The sequence below is a fragment of the Mesorhizobium sp. M8A.F.Ca.ET.021.01.1.1 genome (assembly GCF_003998025.1).
GTDB lineage: Bacteria > Pseudomonadota > Alphaproteobacteria > Rhizobiales > Rhizobiaceae > Mesorhizobium.
In genome coordinates this window covers 1-4,801 of sequence record NZ_RZSJ01000490.1, presented here as the reverse complement: position 1 = coordinate 4,801, position 4,801 = coordinate 1, and the positions used below count along the sequence as shown (strand labels likewise).

Below are 4,801 nucleotides of genomic sequence, written 5' to 3'. Positions count from 1 at the left end.
ATTTGGCAGCGCCGCCAATGCCAACCTGAGACCGAAGTTACGCAACAGGCCTCGAATGTCATTCTCAATTGCGATGGCCTTTTCCTGCAGCAACTTGCGGGCTGTCAACAGGCGCCCGACGTTCCTGGCTCATCAGCGTCTTGACGTGCATCGGCCGGAACACAATTAACCCGCATCACCTGCGCAATGCCGCGCATCGTTGCGGTCGGTCTTGTTGCCTGCGCCTTGAGAAAGGCCTTCCGTTCCTGATGCTTGTGGCTGTTTACGCAGACCACGTTTTATCATCAGCTCGAAGCAGCACCTCAAACACCCGTTCGGACAAAGCCGAATACCCCGTCTAAACACCTAGCGCTATCCGTCACCCAACCTTTCAGGACCACCTTTTCACACGGCTGAGCATGACCTGTTCGGCCTCACAGAGCAACGTTCGCATCATCCATCCCCGCAGAGCGAAGCACGGCCGACGCGCTTGCTCTCTCCAGATTCCTTGATCACTGGCAGTTGCTCCTCCGAAACCGGTCGAAGTGCGCGGGCCGGGATTATCGATGGTATTGGTGAGCCCTAAGGCAACGACAGGCCCGACACCCGGAACTGTCGTCAGATACCGGCAGTTGTTATTACCCTGACAATATCGAGCACTTTCCGATAAAGGGGACAGCTCCTCCGCGACTGCCTGTGATGCTGCACCTCAGGCTATATCAGCTTGAAACGCCGCACCTCTGACCATTCCGTCCAGAGAAGGATCAAGCCGAATACCCCATCTAAATACTTGGTTGTTCGAGCGGGTCGTCACTGCTGTCGCGTAGATCGCAGGGAAGAAGTCAGATATCGTCTTGTGCAACCAGCACCAAGTCGCGCCAGTACCTCGTTCGGGTTAACGCCAACCGTTGCTGCAAGATCATTTACAGTTAAATCTTCTCCCAGTAGTTCTACAAAGCCACCTATAAGACAAAGTGCGTCAGGAACGTCTGTTATATCCACCATTATGTTATCCATGCATATTGTTCCGATTAGAGGGACAGAATATCCAGCGAACCGAGCGGAAGTTTTGTTCCCGCAGGCCCAGGGAAGGCCATGCTTGTAACCGATCCCAACGATTGCTACGCGGCTAGTTCGAGCCGTACGAAATGTCGCCCCGTAGCCAACCGCCTCCCCCGTAGCGACACTGCGCATGTCGAGTATTTTAGCTCGGAGCCTTGCAACGGGTTGCAGCGGATTTGGTTTAATACCAGCGTCATTAAGCCCGTACAGTGCTGAGCCCGCCCGTACCATGTCGAAATGATAGGATTTGCCGAGCCAAATACCGGCGGAGGCTGCGAGACTGCCACAGGTGGGCTTAAGCATATCGTAGATCGCCTGGAAGCGGTTCCTTTGCAACACATTGGTGGGGTCCGCACCGCGTTCGCTGCACGCCAGATGGCTGAGTACGAGCGAAGGGGGATACCTATGGAAAGTTCCAGAAAGATACGCGCGATGCACTTCGGCAAAAGCGAGCCCAAAGCGGGAGAATCCCGTGTCCACGTTGAGAAAGTATGTTTGCCTCCCTGTTGCGCTAATGGCCTCCAATTCGGCACAATTGTTTACAACGGGTATGAGCCCGTTAGATCGATAGTATGGGCCAAATTTCGCAAAATCATCGCAAAAAACCGCAATTGCCGCGCCTACATGGGATGACCTTAGATGCAACGCTTCGTCCAGATTGGCGACGAAGAGCAGATCGCAGCCGGCATCGATGAGCGTTCTTGCAATCTCTACAAGACCAAGCCCGTAGGCGTCGCTTTTGACGACAGCGGCCGCCCTTACGTTTGGCCCAACGAGGGCCGAGATGGCCTGGAAGTTCGCCTGAATGGCCCCGAGATTAATTTCCAATACAACATTGGAAGGCCGCACCAGTGGCAGCATGTCCTTCTCTCCAACAGTTCCCGTCTTCTTAAACCTTGCAGACTCGCGGCGCAGCCTACTAAGATAGGTAGGCGCGCCAGCGAGATTACCGTTTAAACCGGCGGAGCACCGCCCCAATCCCCATCTTCGGCGAGATCGCCCTCCAGTCGCCATTGATGATTTCAAGGGCTGTCTCCTCACGCTAGGCTTTCACGGCTATTTGCACCGTCCGCAGGCTTTTTGTCGTGAACCGTGTTTGGTCGATATTCATCAGCCTCTGCAGCACGAGGGCTGCCGAGAGTGTCGGCTCAGACTCCAATCATGCCAGAATCTGAGCTCATAGCGCTCAAGCAAGCTCGGTCTCTTGGGATATTTGTCCGCCGATACGGCCTCTATGGGTGGGTCGCACCTCTCCGCCCTGCCAAGCCGTCTTCAGAAGTTGTGTGCGTCAAGTTCTGCAAAAAATGGCGTGGCATTCAGCGGTGACGTTGGCGTGTCCGCCGCGCAGCCCCGTGTTTAGCGGAGCGGCGGACATGGCGGGCCGCGTCTCAGGCGGCCAGTGCTCTCAGGCTCTCCTTCTTGTGCTCGCGCAGATGATCCATGTTGAGGTAGCGGGTCGCCTCGAGCCAGTTCTCGTGGATCTCCACCGCCAATGCCCGAACCAGCCGCAAACAGCTCTGCGGGTTGGGGAAGATGCGAACGATCAGGGTGCGCCGCTTGATCTCCTGGTTTAGCCGCTCCAGCATGTTCGTCGACTTCATGTGCTTGTGATGCGGCAGCGGCAGCCGGTAGAAGCTCAGCGTCTCCTCGATGTTGGTCTCCACCCAATCCACCAGCTTCGGGTATTTTGCCTGCCATTTGGCGATCCACTGCGCCAGGTCGCGCTTGACCTCGGCTAGGTCGCGCCGGTCATAGAACCATCTGAGCTCCATCAGGCAGTCGTCATCGACCTTGCGCGGCACATAATCGAGCGCGTTTCTGAGGAAGTGCACGTAACAGCGCTGCCAGACTGCCTCGGGCAGGACTTCGCGGATCGCTGCCCTGAGCCCCGGATGGTCGTCGGAGACGACGAACTCGACGCCGGCAAGCCCGCGCTGCTTGAGCCCTGCCACGAACGCCCGCCAGCTCGAATGGCTTTCACGGTTGGCCAGCTCGACACCGAGCACTTGGCGCCGGCCCTCCCAGTCGACGCCGATCGCCACCAAGACCGCCTGGCTGGCGATCACGCCGGCCTCGCGCGCCCGCTCATAGCGCGCGTCCAGGATGAGGTACGGGTAAGGTTCGGCAAGCCGCCGCTCATAAAATGCCTTCAGCGCCTCATCCAGCCGCGCCGTCGCCTGGCTCACCGTCGAGGCCGAGAAGGAATGGCCGCACAGCTCCTCGGTGATCGCCTTCACCTTGCGCGTCGACACGCCTTGGACGTACATCTCGACCAGCGCCGATACCAGTGCCTTCTCCGAGCGCTGATAACGCTCGAACAACTCCGTCGAGAACCGGCCGGCCCGATCTTGCGGAACCCGAAGCTCCAGCACGCCAACCCGCGTCACAAGCTTGCGTTCGTAATAGCCGGACCGGTAACCAACCCGCTCCGTTGTCCGCTCGCCTTTCTCGGCCCCGATGGCCTCCGTCATCTCGGCTTCCAAAGACTCCTGCACCACAGTCTGCAATACCTTGCGAAAGCCGTCCTCATCCGACAACAGCAACGCTTTCAACTCGCCTCTGCTCAGTCTAACTTCTCGATTGGTCATGGCACTTACCCTTCCACGGGAATCGGTGATCGCAACGTCACCAGCGTGCCATGGCCGCCTCGCCTCAGCGCAAGGCCTGTTCTCTCTCCAGAGCTTTTTGCGGAACCTTCAGGACACTATATCTTCAGATTTACGGTGAAGCGCTGCAGGTCAATGACGACCGGTTCCTGTGGCGTTGCTTGCACCCCACGACGATCGACGCGTCTTCCCAAATCTTCCTGCCGCATGGATGCCGGTGAACAGCATCAGCGGTTCCGCCTTGCACAGCTCCTTGTCGACCTTCGCCACCTCGGGATGGGCCAATACACGCTCGACCGGCGGCGCTGGCGGATAATAGCGCTTGATCACACGCGCGCCGAAATAGCCGATCGGATAGGCCTTGAACTTCTGCTTGGCCGGCTTGTCGGCGCCCGTCTGCGGCAACCGCGAACTACCGTGGGGCTGAAGGCAACGATGCAATGACGAGCGCGTCAGATGCGGGATCGTCGGCTGAAGGGCATAGAGACAATCATCGAGCGGCAAGAGCGTGTGCTTGCGAAAGGCGACGATGGCGGCTTCCTCTTCGAGCGACAGCAGCGTCGAGCGCGGCTCTCTGGGACCGGTCGGAAGGTCGGCGGTCGAGGTCCGATTGCGCCACTTCGCGACCGTCTTGGGATCGATGCCATAACGCTTGGCGAGCTTCTTCAGGCTCTCTTGACTATTTTGTATTGCTCGACGGATCGCCTCTGTCGTCGTGGCGCGGCCGTGTAGAACCTGACCCATAGTGCCTCCTTTCCATTCCGCGGAAAAGATCGCACCATTAAAGCCGGGGATCAAACACCTAGCCCGTTTAATGCAGCGATGACAAGACCACTTTCTCGCGTCCGCACCGGCACGCACTCGGTCCACCCTGTGGCGATATCGGTCAAGACCATGGTTTGCACAAGCTGCCGGACGAAGAGGTGCCGGAATGGGCAACGAAGTCGACCTCGACATATCCAGGCGGATCGTTCCAGTCGCCGAAGGTGCGCACCGGAACTGACCGACGCACCGCAGAACTCAGTCCGGCGCGACGGCGCTGCCCGCCGCGAGCTACCGCAGGCTGAAAGATGCCTTCGCCACTCGCCCGTATCATCTACACCACGGGACACGTTTCGTGCGGAACCCGACACATTGAGGCGCAAATATGCCCC

At 58.5% G+C, this 4,801-nt stretch carries 2 protein-coding genes and 3 pseudogenes; all 5 read right to left on the bottom strand.

The window, feature by feature from the left end:
* Positions 1–216, bottom strand: a pseudogene (locus EOA36_RS38485) (IS110 family transposase); the annotation flags it as partial.
* 573 nt (positions 217–789) lie between these two features.
* A complete protein-coding gene (alr, locus tag EOA36_RS27945; RefSeq protein WP_127230893.1) occupies positions 790–1,902 on the bottom strand; it encodes an alanine racemase in 1,113 nt (370 codons plus the stop codon).
* 527 nt (positions 1,903–2,429) lie between these two features.
* The gene (locus EOA36_RS27935) at positions 2,430–3,629 is read right to left on the bottom strand and encodes an IS256 family transposase (RefSeq protein ID WP_126097348.1); all 1,200 of its coding nucleotides are present in this window, start codon (positions 3,627–3,629) and stop codon (positions 2,430–2,432) included.
* Positions 3,630–3,986: 357 nt separating this feature from the next.
* Positions 3,987–4,391: pseudogene (locus EOA36_RS27930) on the bottom strand (IS481 family transposase); the annotation flags it as partial.
* 80 nt (positions 4,392–4,471) lie between these two features.
* Positions 4,472–4,698: pseudogene (locus EOA36_RS38480) on the bottom strand (transposase); the annotation flags it as partial.
* Positions 4,699–4,801 lie beyond the last annotated feature (103 nt).

Excerpts from the sequence above, each read along its gene's own strand:
- alr (WP_127230893.1), bottom strand. The coding sequence starts at position 1,902 with ATGCTGCCACTGGTGCGGCCTTCCAATGTTGTATTGGAAATTAATCTC.
- EOA36_RS27935 (WP_126097348.1), bottom strand. The coding sequence starts at position 3,629 with ATGACCAATCGAGAAGTTAGACTGAGCAGAGGCGAGTTGAAAGCGTTG.